Below are 24,354 nucleotides of genomic sequence, written 5' to 3' on the forward strand. Positions count from 1 at the left end.
GGTGCCGCAACACTCGGTCTGAGACGCGTCCCCGGCGGCCACCAGCCCGCGGGGGTGACCGTCGAGAGGCCGCGGGGTTCAGCCCATGTGCACCGCGCCGCCGGTGGGTACGTCCTCGCGGCGTACCCGGACCAGCACCAGGGTGGCCAGACCGGCGAGCAGGATCAGCCCGGCGGCCCAGACGAACGCCGTCGAGTAGCCGTGAACCAACGCCTTGACCTGGTTGGTCTGGTCCGGCACCCGGTTCGTGAGATACCCGGCCACCGCGCTGGTGTAGATGGTGTTGAGCAGTGCGGTGCCGAGCGAGCCGCCGACCTGCTGGGTGGCATTGAGCGTGGCGCTGGCCGCACCCGCGTCGTGCTCAGGCACCCCGTACAGCGCGAGGCTGGACAACGGCACGAAGGTGAAGCCGAGGCCCAGGCCGAGGATGAACTGGGCGGGCAGCAGGTGGGTGACGAACGAGGTGTCCGCCTCGACCTGGGTGAGCACCGCCATGCCCACGACGGCGAGGACCGCGCCGGACAGCATCAGCGGCTTCGCCCCGATCCGGGGCAGCAGCTGGCTCGCGCCGCCCGCGGCGATCAGCACGCCTGCGGTCACCGGCAGCGAGGCCAGCCCGGCCTCCAGCGGGGTGTACCGGAGCACCACCTGGAAGTAGATGGTCAGGAAGAGGAACGCGCCGAAGAGGCCGGCACCGATCAGCGTGGAGGTGAGGTATGCCCCGCCGCGGTTGCGGTCCAGCAGGATCCGCATCGGCAACAGGGGATGCCCGGAGCGCAGCTCGATCACCACGAACGCGGCCAGCAGGGCCAGGCCGACCGCTATGAACGCGAGCGTGCTGGTGGCGCTCCACCCGTCCTCGGCGGCCCTGGTGAAGCCGTAGACCAGGCTGACCAGGCCGGCGGTGACGACGACCGCGCCGGGTACGTCGTACCGGGTGTTCCCGTGCGCCCGGCTCTCCGGTACCAGCGGGATCGCGGCGGCCAGCGCCACCGCGGCGATCAGGATGTTCACCAGCAGGCACCAGCGCCAGGAGGCGTACTCGGTGAGCACGCCACCGAGGAGCAGGCCGACCGCCGAGCCGCCGCCGGCGATCGCGCCGTACACGGCGAACGCCTTCGCCCGTTCCCGGGTCTCGGTGAAGAGCACGGTGAGCAGCGCCAGCGAGGCCGGGGCGAGCAGCGCGCCGAACGCGCCCTGCAACGCTCGGGCGGCGAAGAGCATCTCGCCGGTGTTGGCGACGCCGCCGATGGCGGAGGCGACCGCGAAGCCGACCATGCCGACCAGGAAGGCCCGCTTGCGGCCCCAGTAGTCGGCGATCCGCCCGCCGAGCAGCAGCAGACCGCCGAAGGTCAGCGTGTACGCGGTGACCACCCACTGCCGGTCGGCGTCGCTGATGCTCAGGTCGGCCTGGGCGTGGGGCAGCGCGATGTTCACGATGGTGGCGTCCAGCACCACCATCAGCTGGGCGATCGCGATGACCGCCAGCGCGACCCAGCGCCGCGGGTGCCCCCCGGCCGTTGCCTCGGCGTCGGAGGCGCCGGGGGAGGTCGAGGTTGCTCCGGGCATGGTGAAGCCTTCCGTGCGGACTCGGTGCCGGCTCTGTGCGTCGGGGACGGTCAGGCGGGGCGGAGCGGAAGCACGGACGACCCCGGTCAGCGAGGTCCCGTCGGCGGGCCGGGCCGGGCCCGCGGCTGCCCACCCCGTTGGCGCCGTACCCGCGAAACGACTTCGGATCCGACGCTAGCGGGCCGCATCCGGTCCGCGCAGCGGCTTGGGATATCCGTGCCGCAAGGTGTCCAACCGGGTCACCCGCCGACGGCTCAGCGGCCGGTGGGGACGAGCGTCACCGGCACCCTGACCGCGTTCACCCGGGAGCCGTCCTGCGCGGAGACCTCGTAGACCTCGACGGTGCCGCGCTGCTCTCGGGCGACCCGCCACGCGAGCGCCACCCGGTAGTCACCTCGGCAGCCGGTGCCGCAGGTGGCGGTGGTGAAGGTGGTGGCGATCTCCCGACCGTCCGCGTCGAGGAGCCGGACGCTCACCGTGGCCTCGAACACGTCGGCCGTTCCGGCGACGGTCAGCGGGCTGCCGATCCGCTGGCCGATGGTCGGGCCGGTCACCACGATCGGTGGCAGCAGATCGGCGTAGTCGGTGCGGTCGACCGGGCCGTCGGCGGGTTCGGCCGGTGGGTCGAAGCGCACCCGCCGCACGGTGGGGAACTGGGTGAGCGTCCACACCACCTGCGCCTGGCGTAGCCGCCGGGTCGCCGGGTCACCGGTGGCGGACGGCAGCCGGACGGTGGCGACCCCGCCGGCCACCCCGACCGGGTCGGCGCCGGCGGACAGCAGGGTGCTCAGCCCGATGGCCGCCTCGGCGCCGGTCGGCCCGGCGGCCAGCTCGGCGAGCGCCAGCCGCGAGGTGGCCGGGGTGCTCGGCCGGGTCCGTCGGGTGGGTGCCAACCGCCCGTCGCGGACGAACCAGAGCTCGACGGTGATCGTGCCGGCGGGAGCGGGGTCGCCACCGACCGGCGGCGGGGCCGGTGGTGCCGGGGGAGCGCCGGACGTGGCCGGGGCGGGCGGCGACGTGGCCTCGTCGGCGGTCGGGGTCGGCGTGGCCGGGGCGGACGAAGGCGGTGCCCCCGTGGGAGCCGTGCCCAGCGATCCGGAGCGCGGGGGCGCGCAACCGGCGGGCAGCAGCGCGCAGATCAGCAGCAGGCTGGCGAGTGGTCGTCTCATCGGGCCTCCTCCCGCAGGTCCGGGCCGGTGTCGCCGGGCCGTTCCCGGCCGGCCGCGGACCGTTGCGGCGCCACGGTGCCGCCCCGGGACTCGTTCCCTGTCGCGGACGGGCCGGCGGGCTGCGTCCCGGCGGGCGGGTCGGAGGCGTCCGGCCAGGCGGGCTGCGTGCCGGCGGGCAGGTCGGGCGCGTCCGGGCCGGCGGCGGGCAGCGCGAGTCGGAAGAGCGTGCCGAGTCCCGGCTCGCTGCGGACGGTCAGCCGGCCGCCGAGGAGCCGGGTGTTCTCCTGCGCTATGGCGAGGCCGAGCCCGCTGCCCCGGCCGGAGCGGGCCGGGTCGACCTTGTAGAAGCGGTCGAAGAGCCGGGGCAGGTGTGCGGCGGGGATACCAGGTCCGCGGTCGGCGACGTCGAAGACGACGCTCGGTCCGTCCCGCTCGACGCCGGCCCGGACCTCGCCGCCGCCGTGTTCGACCGCGTTGCCGACCAGGTTGGCCAGCACCCGCTCCAGCCGTCGCGGGTCGGTGCGCAGCGGGGCCGGTTCGCCGGCCACGACCACCCGGTCGCGCCAGCCGTGCGCCCCGACCAGGGCGTGCAGCAGGGCGAGCGGGTCGACCGGCTGGACCGCGAGCGGCTCCTGCCCGGCGTCCAGCCGGGAGATCTCCATCAGGTCCTCGACCAGCCGGCGCAGCCGGACGACGTCGGCGACGAGCAGCTCCGCCGCGCGGCGGGCGTCGCCGGGGAGCTGGTCGAGGTGGTCGCGCAGCAGCGAGGCCGCCGCCACCAGGGCGGTCACCGGGGTACGCAGCTCGTGGGCGACGTCGGCGGTGAACCGCCGCTCCCGGGCCTGGGCTCGGGACAGCGCGTGGATCTTCGCCTCCAGCGCCTCGGCCATGCCGTTGAACGACGCGGCCCAGACACTGAACTCGTCGCGGCCACGGACCGGCAGCCGGGTGGCGAGCAGCCCCTCGGCGACCGCCTGTGCGGCGCGGCTCGCCCGCCCGACCGGCTCCAGGGTCCGCCGGGCCAGGGTGTGCCCGACGCCGGCCGCGGTGAGCACGACCAGGGCCCAGCCGGCGAGCAGCGCCGTGCGCAGCTGGTCGAGGTCGGCGAGCAGTTCCTCCTCGGCGGTGACCACGTAGAGCTCGCTGCTCGACCCGGGTATCCGGCCGCCGACCACCAGCAGGCGCGGCCGGGCCGACGGCACGGAGCGCTCGTAGCCCAGCTCGCCGGCGGCGACGGTGGCCCGCAGCGGCGCGCCGAGCGCCGGCGCGAACGCGGGGTTGGCGGCCCGCACGTCGTCGCCGTCGGCCAGCAGGACGTGCCGGCCGCTCGCCTCGAAGCTGCGCAGCAGGTCGGCGCGGCGCTGCTCGGTCAGCGGCTGGAACTGGGCGGCCAGCACGAGCTGGTAGCGAGCGTCGGCCGCGGCCTGCTGGACCGAGGCGTCCAGCCGGGTCTGCCGCAGCAGCAGGTACGACCCGCCGGCGAGCAGCCCGGCGGAGACCCCGGCGACGAGCAGGAACGCGATGGTCAGCCGGCGCCGGAGCCGGCCAGGGGGTACGCGGTCCGCGGCCATCGCGTCACACTCACGGCGTCGTCAGCTTGTAGCCGGCTCCGCGTACGGTCCGGATGAGCCGGGGGTGAGCCGGGTCCTCCTCGACCTTCGCGCGCAGCCGCTGCACGGCCACGTCGACCAGCCGGGAGTCGCCGAGATAGCTGTGGTTCCACACCCGGTCGAGCAGGATCTCGCGGGTGAAGACCTGGCCGGGGCGGCGGGCCAGCTCCAGCAGCAGCCGGAACTCGGTGGCGGTCAACGGCAGCTCCCGACCGTCCTTGCGAACCACGAAGCTGGCCGGATCGATCTCCAGGTCGCCGACGGTGAGCGTGTTGCGCTCGGCCGGCGCGGTGGCCCGGCGCAGCACCGCCCGGACCCGGGCGATCAGCTCCGGCAGGTCGAAGGGCTTGCGCAGGTAGTCGTCGGCGCCGCACTCGAGGCCGACGACCACGTCGATGATGTCGGTGCGGGCGGTGAGCATGAGGATCGGTACCGGGCTGCTGCGCCGCACCTCGCGGCAGACCTCCAGGCCGTCGAGGCCGGGCAGCATCACGTCCAGCACGATCAGGTCCACCGGCTGCGCCCGCCAGGCGGCGAGCGCCGCGCGGCCGTCGACCGCGGTGTCGACCCGGAAACCGGCCCGGCGCAGTCCGAGGGCGGTGACCTCCCTGATGGAGGCATCGTCCTCGACCAGCAGCACGCGGCCGTCCATGACGCCACCAGCGTAGCCCCGGGCGACGCCGGGCAGCCCTGGCGCAACGGACGGTGACGAGGGCCCGGCCGGTGCCGGACCCTCGTCCGCGCGGTGGTTCACTCCTGCCACTGGTGCGCCACGTCCAGCACGATCCGGCTGTGCGTACCCGGGCCGGCCAGGACGAAGACCCGGAACGGCAGCCGCGCCCGCACACCGACGGCGAAGGTGCTGTAGCCCTCGAAGCTGCCGCCGAAGACCACGTCCCGCAGGGTCTGGTAGCGCAGCACGTTGGCCGCGTGCTCGCCGACCCGGTACGGCACGGTGCCCACGTGCGCGTCGTCGTACGCCGGGGCCTGGAGGGAGACCCGCAGCAGCGCGTCACCGGCGGTGTACGGCGACAGTGCCAGCCCCTCGCCCTCGGTCCACGTCTCCCCGTAGCCGACGGTGTAGCCGTTCACCGGCCCGGCGAACTCGAACACCACCCGGTCATAGCACTCGTGCCGGCCGGTACGTACGTCGGTCAGCGGGGCGCTGCTCAGCGTGCCGGCCGCCTTCTCCCCGCTGCCCCAGGTGATCCCGCAGTACGGCGCCCCGGTGGCCGCCGCCCGGCTGGTGGTGGCCGCCGTGCCGGTGCCCGCGCCGGCCACCAGGCCGGCGACCAGGACGGCCAGTGCCGTCAGTGCGCTCCTGATCCTCATCGTCGTTTCCCCTCGATCCCGTTGCGGTGTCCGGCCTCGTCGCCGGCGTCGTCGGATCCACGGTGGAGACCCTGCGCGGCAGCAGCTTCGCCGTGCCGTAACACCCGGGTAACAACGCGTCCGGTCAGCCGGCGTCCGGTGTCGTCGTCGCCGGCGGGCAGTGCAGTGCCCGCAGCGGTGAGCAGAGGACCGGCAGCCAGGTGAGCCCGTTGGCGACCGCGCCGACCAGGAGCGAGGTGCGCACGTCGACGTACTGGGCCAGTATCCCGGCGACCGCGGCGCCCACGGTGAGCGCCCCGGTGAGCAGGAACCGGAAGGTGGCGTTCATCCGCCCGAGCAGCGCGTCGGGGGTAACGCTCTGCCGCAGGCTCACCCCGACGACGTTGCCGATGCCGGTCCGCCAGGCCAGCACGAGCCAACCGACGCCGGCCAGCCACAGCATCGGGCCGGTGTCGACCAGTGCGACGAGCAGGCCGAGCGGCGCGACGAGCAGTCCGGGCAGCCAGAGGGCGCGGCCGTAGCCGATCCGCCGCGCGATCGGTCGGGCGCTCACCGCCCCGAGCAGCGCGCCGACCCCGCCGGCGGCGAGGAACAGCCCCAGCGTGGCCGGACCGAGGCCCAGGTCGCGGAGGAAGACGACGGGCAGCATCGTGGTGGTCAGCTGCATGGTCAGGTTGATGCTCGCGGTCGAGACGGCGAGCGGGCGCAGCAGCGGGTTGCCGAGTACGTGCCGGACGCCGGCGCCGAGTTGCCGACCGAATCCGCCGTGCCGCCGGGTCGGCGTCGTTCGCGGCGGCGCCGGGATCCGGCGGAGGACGGCCGCGGCGACCGCGAATCCGACCGCGTCCACCACGATCGCGACCGGCGCGGTGAGTGCCTGCACCACCAGACCGCCGAGCCCGCGTCCGGCGATCTGCAGCGTGCCGCTCGTGGTCATCAGCAGCGAGTTCGCCGCGACCAGCCGGCCCCGGCCGACCAGCTCAGGTAGGACGCTCTGCGCCGCCACGTCGGCGAAGACGGCGCCGACACCGGTCAGCAGCACCACGACATAGAGCTGGTGAATGGTCAACCAACCGGCCCACCAGGCCACCGGCACCGAGGCGACCAGTGCCGCGCGCAGCAGGTCCGCGCCGACCAGCACGGTACGGCGGGGCCAGCGATCGATCCAGACCCCGGCCGGTAGGCCGATCAGCAGGAACGCGGCGGTGCTCAGCGCGCCGAGCAACCCCACCTGGCCGGGGCTGGCGGAGAGCACGGAGACGGCGAGCACCGGCACGGCCAGGTGACTGACGTGGAAGCCGACGTCGTGCACGACCGTCGCCGTGTAGAGCAGCCGAAAGGGGCGCGGCCAGCGGCCGGCCGGACGGTGGCCGGCAGCCGTCGCCGTGGAGGCGGTCGTCATGCCGCCCACCGTGCCGGCCCGGCCTGCCGGCGGCGATAGATTTGGCGCTCGTCGAATCCAACGGAGGTGCCGATGATGCTGGTCGGGCTGGACGCGCGGGATCTGGCGACGACCCGGTTCGCGGTGTCGCCGCTGTGGGAGGTGGTCGGCAGCGTCCGGATCATCACGCGGTCCCAGTGGTTCCCGGAGCATCTGCCCTGGGTCGAGCGGGCCCGGCCGCGCCTGGCCACGGTGGACTGGCGGCTCCTCACCGACCTGGTGTCGATGCCCACCGGCATCATTCCGGGGTTCGTGTGCCCACCCCCGTCCACCTCACAGCCCACGCTAGACGTCGAGCTGGCCACCCTCGCCGCCACGCCGGCCGAGGTGGTCCAGGCCGAGCTGGACCGCGTGCCCGGGCCACGGTCGCCCCGGTTGGCCGAGCTGTACGCCGACCCGACGGCGGGCCTGCGTCGACTGGCGGAGGTCGTCCGGGCGTACGCCGATGCCGCCATCGGGCCGTACTGGCCGAGGATGCGGACGCTGCTGGAGCGGGAGGTGCTGCTCGGGGCGCGACGAATGGCCACCGACGGGGTGCAGGGCCTGCTGAACCACCTCGACCCGTACGTCCGGCTGGATGGCGACACCCTGCACGTGGAGCACCTGGTCCTCTCCGGTGCGGTGCGGCTGGACGGGCGAGGGCTGCTGCTCGTCCCCTCAGTCTTCTGCGGCCCGCGGGTCTGGTCGAACTTCGGCTCGCCGGGCCAGCCGGTGCTGCGCTACCCGGCCCGCGCGGTGGCCACGCTCTGGGAACGGGACCCGCTTCCGCCAGGCCGCGGGCTGGCCCGGGTGCTGGGGAAGACCCGGGCCGCACTGCTGCACGAGCTGGCGGTGCCGACCTCGACCACGGAGTTGGCCGAGCGCTGCCGGCTGACCCCGGGCACCGTATCCGCGCATCTCGGCGCGCTGCGTGACGCCGGGCTGGTCGGCGCCCATCGGGCCGGTCGCTTCGTGCTCTACGCCCGGACTACAGCCGCGGAGGCGTTGCTCGCCGCGACCGGCGCTGCCACCCGCTGACGACACGCGGTATGACGTATCCGCTATGTCGCATATCGACAGCGGCCGATTAACATTCACGCATGTCAATGGACGGCGGCACGGCCGTCCGGGAACCAGGGGAGTGCGTGATGATCCGACGACAACTGTTACGTACGGCGATCGCCGTACTGGTGGCGGTCCTGGCGGCGACCGGGATGCAGGTCGCCACCGGCACGGCGGCCTCCGCCGTGCGGACCCTCTACTACGACGCCAGCCGGACCGGGGAGTTCCGCACCAACTTCGACCAGGCCGCGCAGATCTGGAACAGCCGGGTCAGCACCGTGCGGCTGCTGCCCGGCACCCCGGCCAGCATCACCATCTACGTCGACGACGGCTGGCCCCGGGCGCAGGTGACCGGGCTCGGCTCGGGTCGGATCTGGATGGGCCGCACCGCCGTCAACCAGGGCTACCACCGCACCCGCATCGCCACCCACGAGTTCGGGCACATCCTCGGCCTGCCGGACCGGCGCACCGGCCTCTGCTCGGACCTGATGTCCGGCAGCAGCGCGCCGGTCTCCTGCACCAACGCCTACCCCAGCTCCGCCGAGGCGACCCGGGTGAACTCGCTCTTCGCCGGCACGCTGGCCGCTCCCGCCGACACCCGGACCTACACCTGGCAGGACGACGCGGACGTCGCGCCGCTCGTCGTCGGCGGCCGACCGGCCACCGAGAACTACCCCTTCATGGTGTACGTCTCCGGCTGCACCGGGTCGCTGATCAAGGCCAACTGGGCGGTCACCGCCAAGCACTGCCCGACCCCCTCCTCGGTCCGGGTGGGCAGCACCAACCGCACCAGCGGCGGCACGGTGGTCCGGGTGACGCGGGGGGTCAACCACCCCAGCATCGACGTCAAGCTGCTGCAACTGGCCAGCTCGGTGAGCTACGCGCCGGCGCCGATCCCGAGCACCTCGGGTGCGGTCGGCACGGCGACCCGGATCATCGGTTGGGGCCAGACCTGCGCTCCCCGAGGCTGCGGATCCGCGCCCGCGGTCGCCAACGAACTGGACACCTCGATCGTGTCGGACAGTCGCTGCTCGGGCATCAACGGCCCGTACGAGATCTGCACCAACAACACGAACGGCAACTCGGGCGCCTGCTACGGCGACTCCGGCGGCCCCCAGGTGCGGCGGATCAACGGAGTGTGGAACCTGATCGGCGCGACCAGCCGAGCCGGCAACAACAACTCGACCTGCGCGACCGGCCCGTCCATCTACGGCGACCTGTCGTCGATCCGGTCCTGGATCAACACGCAGGTGGGTGGCCTGCCGTCCTGACCGGACGGCCACCCGGCACCCGGAGCGGAGGGCTGCGGCGGCACCCTCCGCTCCGCCGTCGCCCGTCGTCGCGTCGTCGCGCCGGGGGTCATCCCGCAGCCACTCACCGTGCGGTACGGTGCCTCACATATCGACCCCTTCTGAGGTGGCCCATGTCTGCCGTCGCCGCGCTCGCCCTGACCCTCGCGTTGGCTCCCGCGCCCTCCCCGTCCACGTCGCCGCCGGCGTCCACCGGCCCGGTCGGCGGCCTGCTCGGCGGTCTGGGGCAGCTCGTCGACGGCCTGCTCGGCGGGGGTGACGGCACGCCGAGCGCGACCCCGAGCGTGGCGCCAACCGGGCCGCCCGGTCCCTCCGGCCCACCCGGTCCCTCCGGTCCGCCCGGCCCGTCGGGGCCGCCGGGATCGCCGGGCGCCGCGCCACTGCCCAGCGGGTCGTCCGATCCGACGTCCCGCATGCCGGCCCGGGTCGGCTCCCAGGGCGACGCCGAAGACTCACTGGTCGGCGTTCCGATGGCGCCGCAACCCGGCGCGCGGGACGGCGCTCCGGTCAGCCCGGGCCAGCTCGCCGCGCCCGCGGCCGGCGACGACGACCTGATGCGGCTGGCGGTGCTGGTGATCGCGGTCGGCGCGATCGCGGTGCCGCTGATCCTGCTCGTCCGCCGGCGTCAGCCGGTGCCGGCCGCCGCGTCCCCGGTCGTGGCCGGTGGCCCCGTGCCGCCGGGCGATCCCGAGCTGAGCGCCGACAATGTGACCCGGCTGCCGACCAACCTCAACGCGATCTACGAGTTGGGCCGGCTGGACGAGCGGCTCGCCCAGGAGCGCGAACGCCGCTCCTGACGCCAGGGGGCGCATCGCCCCCGGTGGCTGCTTGTCGGACGCGGCTGGGAGTCACCACCGGCGGAGCTCACCCCTGACTGGCGCGGGTGCCCGCACCCGTCAGCTCTCGACCCCTGAACGCGTTCGGCAGAGCGGCTCGATGCCGTCGAGCATGCGCTGCAGGCCGAACTCGAACAGCGTGTCGAGGGTGAGGTCCACGTCGGTGCGAGCCGATATGCCGGCCAGGATCGGGAACGCCCCGCTGCGCAGGGTCGCGGCGAGCGTCTGGCCCTGGGCGTGCAGCCACTCGTCGTCGGTGATGCCGGTGTCCTGCACCGCCTCGGCCTCTCGCTCCAGGTTGACGGCCGTGCCGCGGACGAAGTTGGCGACGGTGGCGGCGACGTGGATGAGGGTGGTGGGCGCGAGGCCCTGGTCGGCGATCGCGCGCATCGTCCACTCGGTGTGCGCGATGGCGTGGGGTGTCAGCAGTGGCCTGGTGAAGGACACCACGTGGGCGAGCCACGGGTGACGCTGGTACATCGCCCACTGGGTGCGGCACAGCAACTCCAGCTTGGCCCGCCAGTCGCCGGTTGGCCGGTCGGGCAGTGGATGCTCGGCGAAGACCGCGTCGGCCATCAGCATGACGAGGTGGTCCTTGCCCCGTACGTGGCGGTAGAGCGCCATGGTGGCCACGTCGAGATCGGTGGCGATGCGGCGCATCGTGGTGGCGGACAACCCTTCGGCGTCTCCGATCGCGGTGGCGGTGCGCACGATCCGATCCCGGAAGGCGTCTGCGTCGCGGCGACCGTGCTGACCCACGGGGCGCGGGGTGCCGGTGCGGCGACCGCGCCCGACCGCGACGACCGTGCCGACGCCGGGTACCACCTCGGTGAGGCCTTCCAGCCGGAGCGCGGCGAGGGCCTTGCTCGCCGTGGCCATCGCCACCCCCCACTCGCTCACGAGTTGTCGCGTGGAGGGCAGGCGGTCACCGGGCTTGAGGTCGCCGGCGGCGATCCGCCCGCGCAGCTGCGCGGCGATGCGGGCGAACGCCGGCCCGGCCTCGTCGATCGCCACCGCGCCCACCTCCACCGCACTAGTGCGCCAGGACACCGTCCAGGATGGCTCGACGGGGTGCACTAGTGCCCAGGTTGAGGACTGTAACAGGCGCCCGGATGCTCAGGTCGGTACGCGTACCGCGTACACAACGAGACTGGAGGCACCGGATGGACATGTCGAGAATGCGATCCTGGGTCGCCGCGGCCGTGGTGGCCGCGGCGTTGCTCCCCGTCGGCACCGCGGTGGCCGGCCCGACGGAGCCGGAGCGTGCGCCGGCGGTGGTCCGCACCACGCAGGGGGAGGCCCGCGGCGTGGTCGCCGCGGACCACCGCTCGTTCCTGGGCATCCCGTACGCGGCGGCGCCGATCGGTGAGCTGCGGTGGCGGTCACCGCGACCGGCGGCGGCCTGGACCGGGGTACGCGACGCCACCAATCCGGCGCCGGGGTGCGCCCAGCCGGCCGGCCTGCCGATGGACCGGCAGAGCGCGGCCGAAGACTGCCTGTACCTGAACGTCACCACACCCGCCGTACGGCACGACAAGAGGTCGCTGCCGGTGCTGGTGTGGCTCCACGGTGGGCATTTCCTCCTCGGGCAGGGCGACACCTGGGGTGGGCGCAGGATGGCGGTCGACGGCGACGTCGTCGTGGTGACGGTGAACTACCGGCTCGGCGCGCTCGGGTTCCTGACCCAGCCCGACGTGGGCGGGTCCGGCAACTTCGGGCTGGAGGACCAGCAGGCCGCGCTGCGGTGGGTACGGGCCAACGCGGCGGCGTTCGGTGGCGACCCGGGCAACGTCACGCTCGCCGGGCAGTCGGCCGGCGCCACCAGCGTCTGCGCCCATCTCGCGGCACCCGGCTCGGTCGGGCTGTTCCACCGCGCGATGCTGCAGAGCAACTCGTGCGTCACGCCGCTGCGAAGCCGCGAAGACGCGATGGCCGGCACGCGGGCGCTGGTCACGGCGGTCGACTGCGAGGATGACGGCGCGGGCGTCGCAGCCTGCCTGCGTCGCCGCTCGGCGCAGGAGCTGGTGGCGGCTGCCGGATACCCGGGCCAGTCCGCGTGGGAGGCCGGCCCGGTCGCCGGTGGGCCGGTGCTTCCGGTCGACCCGGCCGAGGCGGTCGCCGCGGGACGGTTCCATCGGGTACCGGTCCTGGTCGGCGCGACCCGTGACGAGTACCGCGCGCAGGTGTGGGGCATGGAGCGCACCGACATGCTCTGCGCACCCGAACAGGCGAGGCCCTGCGGGCTCACCGCGCGGCAGTACCGGGAACAGATCAGGGCGGCGTTCGGGGCGCAGGCGCGGCAGGTCCTCGCCCGCTATCCGCTGGCCGACTTCGATACGCCGTCCGAGGCGCTCTCCGCGGCCATGACCGACTTCCAGTACGCACAAGCGGTCCTGGACACCGCGCTGGCGTTCAGTCGGTACGTGCCGACCTACATGTACGAGTTCGCCGACCGCGACGCTCCGTTCTTCGCCGAGGCGGCGCCGGTGACCTTCGCGACCGGGGCGTACCACACGGCGGAGCTGCCCTACCTGTTCACCGTCGACTACGTGCGACCGTTCTCGGCGGCGCAGGAGCGCCTGTCCGACGTGATGGTCGGCTACTGGACCGCGTTCGTGCACCGGGGTGACCCCAACCGGGCCGGGCTGCCGTCCTGGCCGCGGGTCGACGTCCGGTCGGAATACGTGCAGCGGCTCGCTCCCGGGAGCGTGGGCATCGGCCGAACGGAGTTCGCCCGCGACCATCGGGTGGCGTTCTGGCGCTCGGTCACTGGCTGAGGGCTCGGCCGGCCGCCCTGGCCGCCGCCCTGTCCGGACGGCCCGGGCGGCCCGGCCACCTTTTTGTGGGTACTTGGCGGCCGTGGCGGGCGGGGCGAAGCTGGTCGTGAGCGGTCGGGAGGCCGCCGGTACCGGGCAGCGCGGGGGTGGCGGGTGGTTCAGGAGGACGCGGGCGACCCGGTGAGTTTGGCCAGACGGCGGTGGCCCCAGTCGGCGACGGGTGCCAGCGCCTCGGAGAGGTCACGGCCGAACGGGGTCAGGGAGTACTCGGTCTTCAGGGGCAGCACGTCGTGCACCTCCCGGTGCACCAGACCGTCCGCCTCCATCTCACGCAGGGCCTGAGTCAGCACCTTCTCGGTGAGGCCGGGCAGCTTCCGGCGCAGCTCGCCGGGGCGGCACGGACCGGATTCCAGCAGCCAGAGCAGAGCGGTCTTCCACTTGCCGTCGATCACGGCGATCGCGGCGGTCACTCCGCAGACATTCGGGTCCCGGGCACGACTGCGCGTCATCTTCGTCCTGTTCATCCGCATTTGTTGATGTTTACCGATGAGGAGTTGAGACATGTCCTCGGACATCGAGAAGTCTGTCACCGTTCTCGGGCTGGGGCCGATGGGCCGGTCCCTGGCGGGTGCGTTCCTGGCCGCCGGTCTGCCGACCACGGTCTGGAACCGGACGCCGGGCCGGGGTGCGATGCTGGCGGCGCGGGGCGCGGTGGTCGCCCGATCGGCCGAGGAGGCGGTCGCGGCGAGCGGGCTGACCGTCGTCTGCGTGGTGAACTACGACGCCAGCGACGCGATCCTGCGGCAGGAGGCGGTCACCGGTGCGCTGATGGGTCGCGTGCTGGTGAACCTGACCGCCGACACGCCGGACCGGGCTCGGGACACCGCCGACTGGGCATCCGCACACGGCATCGGCTACCTGGACGGCGCGATCATGACGCCGACCACCACGATCGGTACGCCGGCCGCGGTGTTCATCCACAGTGGTCCGACCGAGGTCTACCGGCAGCACCGGCCGGTGCTGGACGCGTTGGGTGGCGTCCACACCCACCTCGGCGAGGAGATCGGCCGGGCGGCGGCGTACGACATCGCCCTGCTCGACATCTTCTGGACGGCGATGGCGGGCTACGCGCACGCCCTGGCGGTGGCGCGGGCGGAGGGCGTCACCGCCCGGGAGCTGGCGCCTTTCGCCAAGGGCATCGGTGCGATCATCCCGCCGCTCTTCGAGGAGCTGGCCGAGGACGTGGAGAGCGGCAGCTTCTCCGGCGAGGACAACCCGATCACCTCCGCGGTCTCGTCGATGGCCCACATCGTGCACGCGTCCGAGGCACACGGCATCGACGCGAGCGTGATGCGGGCGGCCGAGGGTCTGGCCCGCCGCACCATCGGGCTGGGACACGGCGGCGACGGGTTCATCCGGATCGCCGAGGTCCTTGGTCGCCGCTGACCGGCCGTCGAGGGCGATCCGACCCACCGCCTGGGTCGGATCGCCGGCCCTCGCCCCGCTTGGAAACGTTTTCGTAACGAGCCCTTGACCTCTCCGCCATCCACGGCGCAGACTCCCGGAAACGTTTACAGCTATCGGGTGGAGGTGCCAGGGCGTGGGTCGTAAACGTTTACAGGAGACGGCGGACGGCCGACCGACGGTGCACACCGTCGCCGCCCGGGCCGGTGTCTCCATCGCGTCCGCCTCACGGGTGCTCAACGGCGTCGGCGGCAGCCCGGAGACCGTCCGCAAGGTACGCGCCGCGGCGGCCGAGGTGGGCTACGTGCCGAACGCGATCGCCCGGTCGCTGCAGTCGCAGCGCACCGGCCTCGTCGCGCTCGCCGTCGAGGACATCGGCAACCCGGTCTACGTGCAGATGATGCGCGCCATCGAAGCGGTGGTCGCCTCCTCCGGCCGGCAGTTGCTGGTGCACGCCACCGGCGGGCGGATCGACAACGAGACCGCCCTGCTGCGCCGGCTGGCCAACCGTTACGTGGACGGCATGATCGTCTCGCCGATCCGGGTCACCGACGACCACCTGGCCGCGCTGGTGGCCAGCCCGGTGCCGGTGGTGGTGGTCGGCCAGCTCGGCGCGGACGCCGCGGTCGACAACGTGCGGACCGACTCCCGACAGGGCGTGGCGCTGGCCGTGGACCACCTCGTCGCCACCGGGCGGCGGCGGATCGGCTTCGTCAACGGCCCGCTCGACACCGTCCCCGGCGCCGCCCGCGACGCCGGCTTCCGCGCCGCCCTGGCCCGGCACGGCATCGGGCTCGACGAAGACCTGATCGAGGTCGGCGACTTCCAGTACGCGGCCGGCCGCGCCGCCGCGGAGCGGCTGCTCGCCCGGACCGACCCGGACGCCCTCGTCTGCGCCAACGACCTGATCGCGGTCGGCGCGCTGCACGCCCTGCTGGCCGCCGGTCGCCGGGTGCCGGAGGACGTCGCCCTGGTCGGCATGGACGACACCGAGCTGGCCCAGATGATGTTCCCCCAGCTCTCCAGCGTCTCGCTCGGTTCGGCCGAGCGAGGTCGTCGGGCCGCCGAACTGCTCCTGCAGCGCATCGCCGAGCCGGCCCTGCCGCCGCGGCGCGAGCAGGTGCTGCCGAGCCTCGCCGTCCGCGCGTCCAGCGGCCCGACGCTGCCGGCCCCGCGACCGCCCTCCCGACCGTCCAGCGAAGGGGCGATCTCATGACCACGCTGGCCGAACGGCCGGACGTCGAGCCGGCCGGCAAGACCCGTCGCCCGAACCGGTCGCGTTCCGACCGGACCGCCATCTACCTGTTGCTCCTGCCGTCGCTGCTGCCGATCCTGCTGCTCTCGGTCTTCCCGCTGCTGCGTGGCATCTATCTCGGCTTCACCGACGCCCGGGCCGGGCGCAACGCCGAGGTCAGCTTCACCGGCCTGGCGAACTACCGGGAACTCCTCGGTGACGACCTGTTCTGGAACTCGTTCAAGATCGGGCTGCTCTGGGCGTTCGGGGTGACCGTGCTCCAGTTCCTGCTCGCCCTCGGGCTGGCCCTGCTGCTCAACCAGCAGCTGCGGTTCCGGGGCGTGGCGCGGGTGCTGGCCGTGGTGCCCTGGGCGATGCCGCCGGTCGTGGTCGGCATCCTCTGGAAGCTCGTCTACCACCCGGACGCCGGCCTGCTCAACGAGTTCTTCCACCGGATCGGTGCCGACGGCCTGCGCACCAACTGGCTCGGCGACTTCAGCACCGCGCTGCCCGCCGTGATCATCGTCGGCGTCTGGGCCGGCATGCCGCAGACCACCGTGGTGCTGCTCGCCGGCCTGCAGGGGGTCGGCCAGGAGCTGCACGAGGCGGCCGCGGTGGACGGCGCGAGCACCTGGCACCGGTTCCGGCACGTCACGCTGCCCGCGCTGGCCCCGGTGATCGTGGCGATCACGTCGCTGGACTTCATCTGGAACTTCAACTCGTTCGGCCTGGTCTATGTGCTGACCGCGGGCGGACCGGGCGGCAAGACCATGCTGCCGATGCTCTTCGCCTACGAGGAGGCGTTCCGCTACGGCAACTACGGCTACGCCGCCGCGCTCGGCAACGTGATGGTCGTGATCATCGTCGCGCTGCTCGCCGTCTATCTCCGCCGCCGGTTGAGGGAGGCCAACTGAGATGTTTGGTAAGCCGAGCCGCACCGGGCGGGCGCTGCAGTACGTGGCGCTCGCCGGCTACCTGATCTTCCTCGGGTTCCCGCTGATCTGGCTGGTCTCCACGGCGTTCAAGCCGCCGCGGGAGCTGGTGCAGCTGCACCCGACGCTGATCCCCACCAACCCGACCGTGCAGAACTTCGTCCAGGCCTTCACCGAGCAGGAGCTGGGGCGGGCCGCGCTGAACAGCCTTCAGGTCTCGCTCGCCTCGGCGGTGCTGACCGTGCTGGTCGCCATGCCGGCGTCGTACGCGCTGGCCCGGTTCCGCTCCAAGCTCGGCACCGCGGCGCTGGGCTGGGTGCTGCTCTCCCAGCTCTTCCCGTTCGTACTGCTGATCATCCCGATCTTCCTGGTGCTGCGGCAGGCCGGCCTGGCCAACACGCACGCCGGACTGGTGCTGATCTACGTGGTCTGGGCGCTGCCGTTCGCGCTCTGGATGCTGCAGGGTTTCGTCCGCAACATCCCCCGCGAGCTGGAGGAGGCCGCCTCGGTGGACGGGGCGACCCGGGTGCAGGTCCTGCGCCGGGTGGTCTTCCCGCTGCTCGCCCCGGGCCTGGTCGCGACGGCGTTGTTCTCCTTCATCTCGGCCTGGAACGAGTTCTTCTTCGCCCTGGTGCTGATCAAGACCCCCGAACTGGCCACCCTGCCGGTCGCGCTGGCCCGGTTCGTCGGCATCGAGGGCACCGCCCGTCTCGGACCCCTCGCGGCCGGCTCGCTGCTGGCCACGCTGCCCAGCCTGATCTTCTTCGCGTTCATGCAACGCCGGCTCTCGTCCGGGTCGCTCGCCGGCGCGGTCAAGGGCTGAACCGTCCCCCATCCACCACCAAGGAGGTAACCCCCCATGCTCCCTACCCGATTCCGTCGACTCGCCGCGGCCACCGCGGTCGCGGTCGTCGGCCTCGGCGCGCTCGCCGCGTGCGGTGACAGCGGCGACGACGAGGCCGCGTCCGGCCCGGTGAAGCTGCGCTTCCTCAGCCTCGCCTGGCAGAAGGAGTCGTTGCAGGTCAACAAGGACCTGGTCGCCAAGTGGAACGCCGAGCACCCGGACATCCAGGTCGAGTACGTCCAGGGTGACTGGAACTCGGTGCACGACCAGCTGCTCACCTCGTTCGAGGGCGGCGACGCGCCGGACATCGTGCACTACGAGGCGTCCGCGATCGGCGAGTTCAGCAAGCAGGGCTACCTGGCCGATCTCTCCGGGCTGCTCTCCGACGACCTGAAGGGCCAGATCGACCAGGGCGTCTGGGACACCGTCACCACCGACGACAAGGTCACCGGTGTGCCGTTCCTGCTGGAGTCGCAGGTCGTCATCGCCAACAAGAAGCTGCTCGACGCCGCCGGCGTCGCGGTGCCGCCGGCCGACGGCGGCTGGACCTGGGACGAGTTCCAGGCCAACGCCCAGAAGCTCACGAAGCCGGGCCAGTACGGCGTGGCGTGGGCGCTGAAGTCGCCGACCAACCGGGTGCTGAACCTGGCGCTCAACTACGACGGGAAGTTCTTCTACACCGACGGCGGTCGCACCGAGGTCAAGATCGGTGACGCGGAGAAGGAAATCCCGAAGCGCATCCACGACATGATCTACACCGCCAAGTCGGCCTCCCCGGAGGCGCTCGGCATGAGCGGCGCGGACACCCTGCCCGGCTTCTTCGGCGGCAAGTACGCGATGCTGCCCGGCTCGGTGTCGCTGCGCCAGCAGATGGTCGAGCAGGCGCCGGCCGACTTCCAGTGGGTCACCCTGCCGCCGGTCAAGGGGCTCTCCGCCAAGCAGGCGGCGAACCCGCAGACGCTGTCGGTCTCCGAGGACTCCAAGCACAAGAAGCAGGCCGCGCAGTTCCTCGAGTACTTCCTGAACCCGACGAACATGGCCGCGCTGGCCAAGGGTGACTGGCTGGTGCCGACCGGCAAGCAGGCCAACGAGGAACTGGTCAAGCTCACCAACGGCAAGCAGGGCTGGGACGTCGCCGCGGACAGCGCCGCGGACCTGACCGTCGCCCCGTTCCAGCAGGCCGACGGCTACCCGGAGTGGAAGACCAAGTACGCCACCCCGGCTCTCCAGCAGTACTTCGCCAACAAGATCACCCTCGACCAGCTCGGCACGCAGCTGGTCGACGGTGGCAAGCAGGTTCTGAGGTAGAACATGTCACTCTTGCTCGATAAGTCGGTCGGTTGCCTGGTCGGTGCCGCGGTCGGAGACGCCCTCGGCGGCGCCACCGAGACGGCGCTGCCCGAGCAGATCCGCGCCCGGTTCGGCGGCTGGGTAGAGGGCATCGTGCCCCCGTACCACGCGGACTGGGCCACCGCGCGGCCGCTCGCGCCGTACCACAAGGGCGACGGGCACATCACCGACGACACGTTGATGACCCACGCCCTGGTCCGCGCCTACGCGGCCAAGCGAGACCACCTCGACGCGTACGACGTGGTGGAGCTGCTGGTCCCCGACCTGATCGAGCGGGTGGTGCACATCCCCGACCTGGAGCGGGACGGGGTGACCTTCCACCGGCTCGCGGCCGCCGAGCGGTGGCTGGTCACCCGCCTGCACCACGCCCACGCGGACCCGCGCGAGGCCGGGGTCGGCAACATCGTCAACTGCGGGGCGGCCATGTACATGGCCCCGGTCGGCATTGTCAACGCGGGCGATCCGGCCGGGGCGTACGCCGAGGCGGTGGAGGTCGCCGGGGCGCACCAGCACAGCTACGGGCGGGAGGCCGCCGCCGTCTTCGCGGCCGCGGTCGCCGCGGCGGCGACCCCCGGCGCGAGCGTCGAGGATGTCGTCGCTGCGGCGCTGGACCTGGCCCGCGACGGCACCCGGGCAGCCATCGACGCGGTGGTCAAGGAGGCCCGGGGGCACCACGACTGGAAGTCGGCGATCCCGGCGCTGCGGTCCGCGGTCGCCCCCTACGACACGGTGGGGGAGGAGTACCGCAGCCCCGGCCTCGGCGCCCGGCGGCCCAGCCGGCTGCACGCCATCGAGGAGCTGCCGGTGGCGATCGGCATGCTCGTGGTGGCCGGCGGCGACTTCCGCCCGGCGGTGCTCGGCGCGGTGAACTACGGCCGCGACGCCGACTCCACCGCCACCATGGCCGGCGCCATCGCCGGCGCGCTCGGCGGTTCGGCGGCGGTGCCGGCGGAGTGGGCCGAGACCGTCGCCACCGCCTCCCGGACCGACTTGGTCGAGCCGGCCCACGTCCTCGCGGCGGTGGCCGGCGAGGTCTTCGACCGCGACCAGGTCCGGTTCGCCCGGCGGGCGGAGCGCTTCGCCGGGCTGGCCGGTGGCGCGACCCGGGCGTCGAGCGGCGCGTACCGTCGGGACGCGGGGCCGACCCGGTGAGGATCACCTGGGTGCAGCCGGAGGACCTGCTGCCGCACGAGCTGGCGGCCAGCCGTGACGAGGGGCGGGACGTGACCGCGCTCGCGCAGCAGTGGACGGCCGCCGGCGGGGATCTCAACCCGCCGGTCAGCGGGGCGTCGCCGACCCCGGCGTCACCGGCGCTGCGGGCGCTCGCCGCGCAGCTGCTGGACGCCGCCGACGCGCTGCCCGCCGTCGCCGCCGACGACGAGCCGGACGACCTGGCCGCGATCCGGGCCGGCTGGCCGGCGAGCTGGTCGCTGCCGACCGACGTGTCGTACGACCGGCTGCACGGCGCCTGGCTCGGCCGGGCGGTCGGCTGTCTGCTCGGCAAGCCGGTGGAGAAGATCCCCCGGGAGGGGATCCGGGAGATCCTCACCGCGACCGGCGGATGGCCGCTGCGCGACTGGTTCACCGCGAAGGGGCTGCCGCCCGAGGTGGCCGCCCGCTGGCCGTGGAACCGGCGCAGCGCACCGACCAGCCTCGCCGAGAACATCGACGGCATGCCGGAGGACGACGACCTGAACTACGCGCTGCTGGCGCTGCGCGTACTGGAGACGCACGGTCGGAACTTCACCAGCGCGGACGTGGCGCAGGCCTGGCTGGACTGGCTGCCCGGCGGGCGGGTCTTCACCGCCGAGCGGGTGGCCTACCGGAACCTGCTGCTCGGGCTGGCCCCGCCGGAGAGCGCGCGTCGGCACAACCCGTTCCGGGAGTGGATCGGCGCGCAGATCCGCACCGACGTGTACGGCTGGGTCAACCCCGGCCGGCCGGACCGGGCCGCCGAGCTGGCCTGGCGGGACGCCACCGTCAGCCACGTCCGGGGCGGGGTGCACGGCGCGCTCTGGGCCGCCGCCCTCGCGGCCGCCGCGCCGGTCGCCGCGAGCGTCGAGCAGGTGCTGGACGCCGCCGAGGCGGTGCTGCCGCCGCGCAGCCGCTTCGCCGCGACGGTCCGCGAGGCGCGCGCCCTCGGCGCCGGGGCCGACGACTGGGAAGGGGTGGTCGACGAGCTGTACGCCCGACATGGCCACCTGCACTGGGTGCACGTGCGCAACAACGCCGCGCTGGTGGCCGCCGCGCTGGCGTACGGCCGTGGTGACCTGGAGCGGTCGATCACCGCGGTGGTCAGCGGCGGCTGGGACACCGACTCGACCGGCGCGACGGTCGGGGCGGTCACCGGGGCCCTCGCCGGGGCGTCCGGGCTGCCGGCGCGCTGGGTCGCCCCGCTGCACAACCGGTTGGCCAGCAGCATCGGCGGCTTCGACGGCATCGGCTTCGACGAGTTGGCCGAGCGGACGCGCGCCCTGGCCGGAGCGGGGGAGTGAGCGGGTTGCGGCCGTCCGGCGGGTGCATGCCGGCGGCCGTGACGCGGACCGAAGGGAGCAGGGGATGAGCGCGCACGTGGTGGTGGTGGGCAGCACCAACCTGGACCTGGTGGTGACGACGCCGCAGCTGCCCCGCCCCGGTGAGACGGTGCTCGGCGAGAACTTCCGCACCGTGCCTGGCGGCAAGGGCGCCAACCAGGCGGTCGCCGCCGCCCGGGCCGGCGCCGCCTGCGACTTCGTGGGCGCGGTCGGCGACGACGCGTTCGGTACGCAGCTGCGGGAGAGCCTGGTCGGGGCGGGGGTCGACGTGCGGGGTCTGCGCACCGTTCCCGGCGCCTCCGGCGTCGCGCTGATCGCCGTCGACCGGGACGCGGAGAACTTCATCGTGGTCGCGCCCGGAGCCAACGGTGCGCTCACCGAACTGGACGCCGCCGACCGGTCGGCGATCGCCGCCGCCGACGTGCTGCTGCTCCAGCTGGAGGTGCCGCTGTCCACCGTGGTCCGCGCGGCCGACTGGGCCCGGGCCGAGGGCGCCACCGTGGTGCTGAACGCGGCGCCGGCCGCGGTGCTGCCGGCGCAGCTGCTGGAGCTGGTCGACGTGCTGGTGGTCAACGAGCACGAGGCGGCGGTCGTGGCCGGGGTCTTCTCCGACGACCCGCCGGTGCTGCTCGACGCGCTGCTGGAGCTGGTGCCCCGGGTGGTGCTCACCCTGGGGGCGCGCGGCGCCGCGTACGGCGACCGGCGCGGCCTGCGGCTGACGGTCCCCGCGCCGCAGATCGACGCGGTGGACACCACCGCCGCTGGTGACGCGTTCACCGGGGCGCTCGCCGTCGGCTGGGCCGAGCGCGGCGGCGCCGTCACCGAAGACACCGTCACGGCGACCCTGCGCTGGGCGTGCGCCGCCGGCGCGGCCTGCGCCCAGCGGCCCGGCGCGTCCACCGCCCTGCCCGAGCGGGCCGCCATCGACGCCCTTTACGACGCGACCTACCGAGGTACCCCGTGAGCTTCAACCCCTATGTCCCGCGCCCGATCGACCGGCCGACCGAGGTTCCGCTGGGCACGCACGCCGACCTGACCACGTTGGACGAGGCGAAGATCTTCGCCGCGCCGGACGACCCGGCCGACTGGCCCGCCTGGCGGGAGCAGCTCGCCCACTGGCGGGCCGACGCGCGGGCCCGGATCGGCTACACCGGCGAGCACTACGACGAGATCGCCGGCGACTGTTTCAGCGTCTGCCTGGCCTGGCTCTGGGACGAAGCGCTCTACGACCACGAGCGCGGCGTCTTCACCGTGGACGAGTTCCTCGACGCCGCCGGGCGGGACTTCGGCGGCTTCGACGGGGTGGTGCTCTGGCACGCCTACCCGGTGATCGGCCTGGACGACCGCAACCAGTTCGACTGGTACCGGGACGTGCCGGAGCTGCCCGAGGTGGTGCGGGCGTTCCAGGAGCGCGGCGTGCGGGTGTTCGTCGACTACAACCCGTGGGACACCGGCACCCGCCGGGAGTCGGGCAGCGACGCCGAGGAGGTGGCCGCGCTGGCCGGCAAGCTCGGCGTCGACGGGGTCTTCCTGGACACCCTCAAGGAGGGCGCCGGCGAGCTGCGCGCCGCGCTCGACGCGGCCCGCCCCGGCCTGGTCCTCGAAGGCGAGAGCCGGGTGCCGCTGGCCCGGATCGCCGACCACGCGATGTCCTGGGCGCAGTGGTTCGCCGACTCCGAGGTGCCCGGTGTGCTGCGGGCCAAGTGGTTCGAGCGGCGGCACGTGCTGCACCACACCCGCCGCTGGCACCGCGACCACCTCGACGAGCTGCACTCGGCCTGGCTCAACGGGGTCGGGGTGCTGGTCTGGGAGAGCGTCTTCGGCGTCTGGGTCGGCTGGAACGAGCGGGACCGGGCAGTGCTGCGGGCGATGCGCCGGGTGCAGGCCAGCCACGCGGCGTGGTTGCGCGCCGAGGACTGGGTTCCGCTCGCCGACCACCCCGGCTCCGGTCAGGTGTATTCGTCCCGCTGGACCCACGACGGCGAGCCACTCTGGACGGTCGTGAACTCGGGCGGCGACCACGACGGGCCGTGGCTGGTCACCGGGGCGCGACCGGGCCGACGCTTCGTCGACCTGGTCACCGGCGCCGAGCTGACCGTCACCGACGTGGGCGACGGTCGAGTGGCGGTCGGCGGACCGCTGCCCGCCGGCGCGATCGCCGCCGTGGCCGTCACCGACGCCGCAGTCGAGCGGCACGAGCCGCCGGTCGGCGATCCGTCCTTCCCGGCCCGCGCCGCGGTGCGCGTCCGCACCCCGTGGGCGCCTCGGCCGCAGCTGCCGGCGGGAATGGTGGCCGTCGACGCCGGCCGGCGGGACCTCGTCGTCCGGCACCGGGTGCGGGAGACCGGGCTCTACGGCGAGACGCCCTACGTCGACGAGTGGAAGCCGCTGCCACCCCGGCTGCACCACACCGGCACGCTGCGCCGCAGCGTTTCGCTCGGCCGGTTCGCCATCGCCACCCACGAGGTCACCCACGCCGAGTACGCCGGATTCCTGCGCGCCACCGGCTACCGGCCGGTGCGCCCGGAGCGGTTCACCGCGGGGCGGGGGCCGGCCGACGCGCCGGTGACCGGGGTCGAGCTGGCCGACGCCCGGGCGTACGCGGCGTGGGCCGGGCTGCGGCTGCCCACCGAGGACGAGTGGCAGGTGGCCGCCGAGGCGGGGCTGCTGGCCCGCCGGGAGCCGTTGGTGTGGAACCTGACCGAGAGCGAGCACTCCGACGGGCGCACCCGCTTCGCCATCCTCAAGGGCGGCGCCGCGTACCGCGCCGAGGGCTCCGACTGGTACCTCGACGGCGGCCCGCAGCCGCCGGAGGTCTCGGTGAAGCTGCTGCTCACCGGGGCCGGCCTCACCCGCTCCGACCAGGTCGGCTTCCGCTGCGCGGCCGACCTGCCGACCCCCGAGGAGTGAC

21 protein-coding genes are annotated in these 24,354 nt (G+C 73.7%); 13 read left to right on the forward strand and 8 right to left on the reverse strand.

Features of this window, described 5'->3' with window-relative positions:
- Nucleotides 1-78: 78 nt before the first annotated feature.
- From AB0C04_RS31320 to AB0C04_RS31345, 6 genes are all read right to left on the reverse strand, one after another.
- Nucleotides 79-1,569 carry a DHA2 family efflux MFS transporter permease subunit gene (locus AB0C04_RS31320; RefSeq protein WP_357061820.1) on the reverse strand — a complete coding sequence of 497 codons (1,491 nt, stop codon included), beginning with the start codon at nt 1,567-1,569 and terminating at the stop codon, nt 79-81.
- Nucleotides 1,570-1,823: 254 nt separating this feature from the next.
- Nucleotides 1,824-2,738 (reverse strand): Gmad2 immunoglobulin-like domain-containing protein, encoded by a 915-nt coding sequence (locus AB0C04_RS31325; protein ID WP_357061822.1) that lies wholly within the window; start codon nt 2,736-2,738, stop codon nt 1,824-1,826.
- Complete coding sequence (locus AB0C04_RS31330; RefSeq protein ID WP_357061825.1) at nt 2,735-4,309, reverse strand: HAMP domain-containing sensor histidine kinase; 1,575 nt, start codon at nt 4,307-4,309, stop codon at nt 2,735-2,737. The genes AB0C04_RS31325 and AB0C04_RS31330 overlap by 4 nt, the downstream gene beginning before the upstream one ends.
- Nucleotides 4,310-4,319: 10 nt before the next feature.
- The gene (locus AB0C04_RS31335) at nt 4,320-5,000 is read right to left on the reverse strand and encodes a response regulator transcription factor (RefSeq protein ID WP_357061828.1); all 681 of its coding nucleotides are present in this window, start codon (nt 4,998-5,000) and stop codon (nt 4,320-4,322) included.
- A gap of 98 nt (nt 5,001-5,098) precedes the next feature.
- The gene (locus AB0C04_RS31340) at nt 5,099-5,680 is read right to left on the reverse strand and encodes a hypothetical protein (protein ID WP_357061831.1); all 582 of its coding nucleotides are present in this window, start codon (nt 5,678-5,680) and stop codon (nt 5,099-5,101) included.
- 124 nt (nt 5,681-5,804) lie between these two features.
- Nucleotides 5,805-7,082, reverse strand: a complete 1,278-nt coding sequence (locus AB0C04_RS31345; RefSeq protein ID WP_357061834.1) for an MFS transporter — start codon at nt 7,080-7,082, stop codon at nt 5,805-5,807.
- 72 nt (nt 7,083-7,154) lie between these two features.
- On the opposite strand from AB0C04_RS31345, the gene AB0C04_RS31350 reads away from it, so the two are divergent.
- The 3 genes from AB0C04_RS31350 (at nt 7,155) to AB0C04_RS31360 (ending at nt 10,269) form a co-directional block, all read left to right on the forward strand.
- A complete protein-coding gene (locus AB0C04_RS31350) occupies nt 7,155-8,138 on the forward strand; it encodes a DUF5937 family protein (RefSeq protein WP_357061836.1) in 984 nt (327 codons plus the stop codon).
- A 110-nt stretch (nt 8,139-8,248) separates the two neighbouring features.
- Nucleotides 8,249-9,433: a snapalysin family zinc-dependent metalloprotease gene (locus tag AB0C04_RS31355; protein WP_357061839.1), complete on the forward strand. Its 1,185-nt coding sequence runs from the start codon at nt 8,249-8,251 to the stop codon at nt 9,431-9,433.
- Nucleotides 9,434-9,585: 152 nt separating this feature from the next.
- Nucleotides 9,586-10,269, forward strand: coding sequence for a hypothetical protein (locus tag AB0C04_RS31360; RefSeq protein WP_357061842.1), 684 nt, complete (start codon nt 9,586-9,588; stop codon nt 10,267-10,269).
- A 99-nt stretch (nt 10,270-10,368) separates the two neighbouring features.
- Here the strand turns inward: AB0C04_RS31360 and AB0C04_RS31365 are convergent, their stop codons facing one another.
- On the reverse strand, nt 10,369-11,322 hold the full coding sequence (locus tag AB0C04_RS31365; RefSeq protein ID WP_357061844.1) for a TetR/AcrR family transcriptional regulator C-terminal domain-containing protein: 954 nt from the start codon (nt 11,320-11,322) through the stop codon (nt 10,369-10,371).
- 149 nt (nt 11,323-11,471) lie between these two features.
- On the opposite strand from AB0C04_RS31365, the gene AB0C04_RS31370 reads away from it, so the two are divergent.
- Nucleotides 11,472-13,085 carry a carboxylesterase family protein gene (locus AB0C04_RS31370; RefSeq protein ID WP_357061846.1) on the forward strand — a complete coding sequence of 538 codons (1,614 nt, stop codon included), beginning with the start codon at nt 11,472-11,474 and terminating at the stop codon, nt 13,083-13,085.
- 158 nt (nt 13,086-13,243) lie between these two features.
- On the opposite strand, the gene AB0C04_RS31375 is transcribed toward AB0C04_RS31370, so the two are convergent.
- Entirely contained in the window at nt 13,244-13,594 is a 351-nt protein-coding gene (locus AB0C04_RS31375) for a helix-turn-helix domain-containing protein (protein ID WP_357061849.1), read from the reverse strand.
- A 52-nt stretch (nt 13,595-13,646) separates the two neighbouring features.
- Between AB0C04_RS31375 and AB0C04_RS31380 the strand changes: the two genes are divergently transcribed.
- From AB0C04_RS31380 to AB0C04_RS31420, 9 genes are all read left to right on the forward strand, one after another.
- Nucleotides 13,647-14,531: an NAD(P)-binding domain-containing protein gene (locus tag AB0C04_RS31380; RefSeq protein WP_357061852.1), complete on the forward strand. Its 885-nt coding sequence runs from the start codon at nt 13,647-13,649 to the stop codon at nt 14,529-14,531.
- A gap of 154 nt (nt 14,532-14,685) precedes the next feature.
- Nucleotides 14,686-15,765 carry a LacI family DNA-binding transcriptional regulator gene (locus AB0C04_RS31385; RefSeq protein ID WP_357061854.1) on the forward strand — a complete coding sequence of 360 codons (1,080 nt, stop codon included), beginning with the start codon at nt 14,686-14,688 and terminating at the stop codon, nt 15,763-15,765.
- Entirely contained in the window at nt 15,762-16,697 is a 936-nt protein-coding gene (locus tag AB0C04_RS31390) for a sugar ABC transporter permease (RefSeq protein WP_357061856.1), read from the forward strand. The genes AB0C04_RS31385 and AB0C04_RS31390 overlap by 4 nt, the downstream gene beginning before the upstream one ends.
- A 1-nt stretch (nt 16,698) precedes the next feature.
- Nucleotides 16,699-17,538 carry a carbohydrate ABC transporter permease gene (locus AB0C04_RS31395; protein WP_350874746.1) on the forward strand — a complete coding sequence of 280 codons (840 nt, stop codon included), beginning with the start codon at nt 16,699-16,701 and terminating at the stop codon, nt 17,536-17,538.
- A gap of 36 nt (nt 17,539-17,574) precedes the next feature.
- Nucleotides 17,575-18,867 carry a sugar ABC transporter substrate-binding protein gene (locus AB0C04_RS31400; protein WP_350874748.1) on the forward strand — a complete coding sequence of 431 codons (1,293 nt, stop codon included), beginning with the start codon at nt 17,575-17,577 and terminating at the stop codon, nt 18,865-18,867.
- Between the two features lie 3 nt (nt 18,868-18,870).
- Nucleotides 18,871-20,061: an ADP-ribosylglycohydrolase family protein gene (locus AB0C04_RS31405; RefSeq protein ID WP_357061859.1), complete on the forward strand. Its 1,191-nt coding sequence runs from the start codon at nt 18,871-18,873 to the stop codon at nt 20,059-20,061.
- An 11-nt stretch (nt 20,062-20,072) separates the two neighbouring features.
- The gene (locus AB0C04_RS31410) at nt 20,073-21,404 is read left to right on the forward strand and encodes an ADP-ribosylglycohydrolase family protein (RefSeq protein ID WP_357061862.1); all 1,332 of its coding nucleotides are present in this window, start codon (nt 20,073-20,075) and stop codon (nt 21,402-21,404) included.
- Between the two features lie 64 nt (nt 21,405-21,468).
- On the forward strand, nt 21,469-22,407 hold the full coding sequence (locus AB0C04_RS31415) for a ribokinase (RefSeq protein WP_357061867.1): 939 nt from the start codon (nt 21,469-21,471) through the stop codon (nt 22,405-22,407).
- Nucleotides 22,404-24,353: an SUMF1/EgtB/PvdO family nonheme iron enzyme gene (locus AB0C04_RS31420; RefSeq protein ID WP_357061870.1), complete on the forward strand. Its 1,950-nt coding sequence runs from the start codon at nt 22,404-22,406 to the stop codon at nt 24,351-24,353. The genes AB0C04_RS31415 and AB0C04_RS31420 overlap by 4 nt, the downstream gene beginning before the upstream one ends.
- Nucleotide 24,354 lies beyond the last annotated feature (1 nt).

This window comes from Micromonospora sp. NPDC048909, assembly GCF_040649635.1.
GTDB lineage: Bacteria > Actinomycetota > Actinomycetes > Mycobacteriales > Micromonosporaceae > Micromonospora.

Bases quoted from the DNA above. Each gene is read 5' to 3' on its own strand.
- AB0C04_RS31320 (WP_357061820.1), bottom strand. From the start codon at position 1,569: ATGCCCGGAGCAACCTCGACCTCCCCCGGCGCCTCCGACGCCGAGGCA.
- AB0C04_RS31325 (WP_357061822.1), bottom strand. From the start codon at position 2,738: ATGAGACGACCACTCGCCAGCCTGCTGCTGATCTGCGCGCTGCTGCCC.
- AB0C04_RS31330 (WP_357061825.1), bottom strand. From the start codon at position 4,309: ATGGCCGCGGACCGCGTACCCCCTGGCCGGCTCCGGCGCCGGCTGACC.
- AB0C04_RS31335 (WP_357061828.1), bottom strand. From the start codon at position 5,000: ATGGACGGCCGCGTGCTGCTGGTCGAGGACGATGCCTCCATCAGGGAG.
- AB0C04_RS31340 (WP_357061831.1), bottom strand. From the start codon at position 5,680: ATGAGGATCAGGAGCGCACTGACGGCACTGGCCGTCCTGGTCGCCGGC.
- AB0C04_RS31345 (WP_357061834.1), bottom strand. From the start codon at position 7,082: ATGACGACCGCCTCCACGGCGACGGCTGCCGGCCACCGTCCGGCCGGC.
- AB0C04_RS31350 (WP_357061836.1), top strand. From the start codon at position 7,155: ATGATGCTGGTCGGGCTGGACGCGCGGGATCTGGCGACGACCCGGTTC.
- AB0C04_RS31355 (WP_357061839.1), top strand. From the start codon at position 8,249: ATGATCCGACGACAACTGTTACGTACGGCGATCGCCGTACTGGTGGCG.
- AB0C04_RS31360 (WP_357061842.1), top strand. From the start codon at position 9,586: ATGTCTGCCGTCGCCGCGCTCGCCCTGACCCTCGCGTTGGCTCCCGCG.
- AB0C04_RS31370 (WP_357061846.1), top strand. From the start codon at position 11,472: ATGGACATGTCGAGAATGCGATCCTGGGTCGCCGCGGCCGTGGTGGCC.
- AB0C04_RS31375 (WP_357061849.1), bottom strand. From the start codon at position 13,594: ATGACGCGCAGTCGTGCCCGGGACCCGAATGTCTGCGGAGTGACCGCC.
- AB0C04_RS31380 (WP_357061852.1), top strand. From the start codon at position 13,647: ATGTCCTCGGACATCGAGAAGTCTGTCACCGTTCTCGGGCTGGGGCCG.
- AB0C04_RS31390 (WP_357061856.1), top strand. From the start codon at position 15,762: ATGACCACGCTGGCCGAACGGCCGGACGTCGAGCCGGCCGGCAAGACC.
- AB0C04_RS31395 (WP_350874746.1), top strand. From the start codon at position 16,699: ATGTTTGGTAAGCCGAGCCGCACCGGGCGGGCGCTGCAGTACGTGGCG.
- AB0C04_RS31400 (WP_350874748.1), top strand. From the start codon at position 17,575: ATGCTCCCTACCCGATTCCGTCGACTCGCCGCGGCCACCGCGGTCGCG.
- AB0C04_RS31405 (WP_357061859.1), top strand. From the start codon at position 18,871: ATGTCACTCTTGCTCGATAAGTCGGTCGGTTGCCTGGTCGGTGCCGCG.
- AB0C04_RS31415 (WP_357061867.1), top strand. From the start codon at position 21,469: ATGAGCGCGCACGTGGTGGTGGTGGGCAGCACCAACCTGGACCTGGTG.